Origin of the sequence: Mesorhizobium sp. M1A.F.Ca.IN.020.06.1.1 (genome assembly GCF_004023265.1) — a bacterium.
Lineage (GTDB): Bacteria > Pseudomonadota > Alphaproteobacteria > Rhizobiales > Rhizobiaceae > Mesorhizobium.
On record NZ_RZSR01000830.1, the window covers coordinates 1 to 2,715 of the forward strand.

Consider the following 2,715-nt stretch of genomic DNA (forward strand, 5'->3'; position numbering starts at 1 on the left):
GAACAAGGCAGTCGATCCCGCATCGCAGCCGCCCGTGCTTCAGTCGCTCGACATGCGCTCGCGCGACATCTTCCGGCGGATCGTCGATTCCTATCTGCGCGACGGCGAGCCGGTCGGCTCGCGCAGCCTGTCGCGCATCCTGCCGTCGTCGCTGTCACCGGCCACCATCCGCAACGTGATGAGCGACCTCGAGCATCTGGGGCTGATCTACGCGCCGCACATCTCGGCCGGCCGCCTGCCGACCCAGACCGGCCTGCGCTTCTTCGTCGATGCCTTCATGGAGCTCGGCGATCTGTCGGACGACGAGCGTCGCGTCATCGAGGCGCAGGTGCGTGCCTCGGGCTCGGGCGCCACGCTGGAGCATATGCTGACCGAGGCCAGCCAGATGCTCTCCGGCATGTCGCGCGGCGCCGGCCTGGTGCTCGCCGCCAAGAACGAGGTGGCTCTGAAGCACATCGAGTTCATCCAGTTGGAACCCACCAAGGCGCTCGCCGTCCTGGTGTCGCAGAGCGGCGATGTCGAGAACCGCGTTGTCGACCTGCCGGCCGGCATCACCGTCTCGCAGCTGCACGAGGCCTCGAACTTCCTCAACGCCCATATCCGCGGCCGCACGCTGGCCGAGGCCCGGGTCGAGATCGCGCGCATCAAGGACGAGACCAGGGCGGCTCTCGACACGCTGTCGCAGGAGCTGGTCGAGAAGGGCCTCGCGGTCTGGGCCGGCGCCGAAAGCGGCCTGCCGGCGCGCCTCATCGTGCGCGGCCGCGCCAATCTTCTGGAAAACGTCACCGCCCAGGCCGATCTCGAATTGCTGCGCCATCTGTTCGAGGATCTGGAAACGCAGGACGGACTGCTGCAGCTCCTCGACCTCGCCGAGGAAGGTCCGGGCGTGCGCATCTTCATCGGCTCGGAGAACAAGTTGTTTTCGTTGTCCGGTTCGTCGCTCGTGGTCGCGCCCTATCGCGACAAGGATGCCCGCGTCGTCGGCGCGCTCGGCGTCATCGGCCCGACGCGATTGAACTATGCCCGCATCGTCCCGATGGTCGACTATACGGCCCAGTTGATTTCGCGCATGCTGAGATAGGCGAGCGGGAAACGTCGCAAGGAGGGTGGAAATGGCGCTGGAATCGTTCAAGGCCCAGATCAGCCTGCTGCTCGAGGAGATGGTGAACCAACCGGAAGACGATCACGAGATCCAGGAGCTACTGCGCGAGAAGCTCAGGGAAATGCGCGCCATGGGCCTGCCGCTGCCGGCCGATCTGGTCGCGCTGGAAAAGCAGCTCGACGACGATCTGGATATCGAAGAGAGCTGAACTGCCGGCGCTTTCCGTCAAAATCCGCATGCCCGGCTTCTCTTTTGGAAAGCCTGCCCGATATTCGCTGTCTGGTTGCTGATGCACGTTGGCGAATAACGGAGAACAGCATGATACGGATTGCCGGCCTTGCCGCCCTCGCCTTGCTCCTGGCCTCCGGCGCCGTCGCGCAACAGGCCGATCAGCCCTTGCTCACCGGCAAGAAGGCCTTCGGTGACTGGAAGGCCGACCGGCCCGGCGTGCGGCGCCTCATCAGGCCCGACGATCTCCCGAAGCCGAATGTCGCCGAATCCGCCTCGAACGGCGGCGGTGTCACCGATCGCCCCGAGGATGCCAAGCCAGCCCTTCCACCCGGCTTTTCGGCCGAGCTGGTGGCTTCGGGCATCAGCAGCCCGCGTGTCGTGCGCACGGCGCCGAACGGCGATCTCTTCGTCGCCGACAGCAGGGCGAGCCAGGTCCGCGTCTATCGACTGGCCGAAGGCAGCGCCAAGGCCGCCGAGAAGTCGGTCTTTGCCAAAGGCCTGACCCGGCCCTACGGCATCGCCTTCTATCCGCCGGGCGACAAGCCGCAATGGGTCTATGTCGCCAACAGCAACAGCGTCGTCCGCTTTGCCTATCGCGACGGCGACCTCAAAGCTTCCGGCGAGCCCGAAACGATCGTCTCGGACATCCCGTCGAGCCATCACTGGACGCGCGACATCGCTTTTTCGCCCGACGGCAAAACGCTCTATCTCTCGGTCGGCTCGGGCTCGAATACCGCGGAGGGCATGGGAGCGAGGCCGAAGGGCGGCGTCGAAGAATGGGCGAGATCGGCACCGCTCGGCGCTACCTGGGGCGCGGAGGAAGGCCGAGCGGATGTGCTCGCTTTCGATCCTGACGGCAAGAACCGCAGGATGGTCGCCACCGGCCTGCGCAACTGCTCGGGCATGACGGTGCAGCCGGCCACGGGCGCGCTCTGGTGCGTCGTCAACGAACGCGACGAGCTAGGCGACAACGTGCCTTTCGAATATGCGACCGCCGTCAAGGAGGGAGCCTTCTATGGCTGGCCCTGGTACTATATCGGCGACAACGAGGATCCGCGCCACAAAGGCGCGCGGCCCGATCTCGCCGGCAAGGTCACGGTGCCGGACGTGCTGATCCAGGCACATTCGGCGCCGCTCAACATCGCCTTTTACGAGGGCGGCAACTTCCCGGCCGACTACAAGGGCGACGCCTTCGTCACCCTGCACGGCTCGTGGAACCGCAATGTCCGCACCGGCTACAAGGTGGTGCGGCTGAAGTTCAAGGACGGCAAGCCGACCGGCGAATATGAGGATTTCGCCACCGGCTTCGTCATTGCCGACGATGCGGTCTGGGGCCGGCCGGTCGGTGTCGCGGTGGCGAACGATGGTTCGCTGATCCTGAC

General features: G+C 65.7%; 3 protein-coding genes. All 3 read left to right on the top strand.

Going from position 1 to position 2,715, the window contains the following annotated elements:
- On the top strand, positions 1–1,081 hold a 1,081-nt coding region (hrcA, locus tag EOA60_RS27625), incomplete at its 5' end, for a heat-inducible transcriptional repressor HrcA (protein ID WP_245502625.1).
- A gap of 31 nt (positions 1,082–1,112) precedes the next feature.
- The gene (locus EOA60_RS27630) at positions 1,113–1,310 is read left to right on the top strand and encodes a hypothetical protein (RefSeq protein ID WP_067003314.1); all 198 of its coding nucleotides are present in this window, start codon (positions 1,113–1,115) and stop codon (positions 1,308–1,310) included.
- 110 nt (positions 1,311–1,420) lie between these two features.
- Positions 1,421–2,715: sorbosone dehydrogenase family protein (locus EOA60_RS27635; RefSeq protein ID WP_164899580.1), on the top strand; the 1,295-nt coding region annotated here is incomplete at its 3' end.

Excerpts from the sequence above, each read along its gene's own strand:
- EOA60_RS27630 (WP_067003314.1), top strand. The coding sequence starts at position 1,113 with ATGGCGCTGGAATCGTTCAAGGCCCAGATCAGCCTGCTGCTCGAGGAG.